1 pseudogene is annotated in these 681 nt (G+C 51.5%); it reads left to right on the top strand.

Annotated elements, in window-relative coordinates:
* A pseudogene (locus R7Z49_RS25300) lies at positions 1–681 on the top strand (acyl-CoA dehydrogenase family protein); the annotation flags it as partial.

Here is a 681-nt window from a genome sequence, read left to right as displayed (position 1 = left end):
TAGGCCCAGGTGAACTCTTGCAACACTACGGTACAGAAGATCAGAAAAACTATTACTTACCTCGCCTAGCTGAAGGTAAAGAAATCCCATGTTTCGCGTTAACTAGCCCAGAGGCTGGCTCAGACGCAGGCTCAATCCCAGATTACGGCGTCGTTTGTAAAGGAGAATGGGAAGGCAAAGAAGTGCTGGGTATGCGTCTAACGTGGAACAAACGCTACATCACGCTTGCACCTGTTGCGACGGTACTTGGCCTTGCATTCAAACTGCGTGACCCAGAAGGCCTGCTTGGTGAGAAAGAAGATCTTGGTATCACATGTGCGCTGATTCCAACGGATGTGAAAGGTGTAGAAATCGGTAACCGTCACTTCCCACTGAACGTACCATTCCAGAACGGTCCAACCCGTGGTAAAGACATTTTCGTTCCTATCGATTTCATCATCGGTGGTGAGAAAATGGCAGGGCAAGGCTGGCGCATGCTGGTGGAATGTCTGTCGGTCGGCCGTGGCATCACGCTACCTTCTAACTCGACGGGTGGTATCAAATCGGCTGCGATGGCAACGGGTGCATCCTCTCGCATTCGCCGTCAGTTCAAACAACCCATCGGTCACATGGAAGGCGTTGAAGAGCCATTGGCGCGTCTAGGCGGTAATGCATATGTCATGGATGCGGCCAGCAACCTAA

The organism is Vibrio sp. 1562 (genome assembly GCF_033340155.1).
GTDB lineage: Bacteria > Pseudomonadota > Gammaproteobacteria > Enterobacterales > Vibrionaceae > Vibrio > Vibrio alginolyticus.
This window is presented reverse-complemented; position numbering and strand designations above follow the sequence as displayed.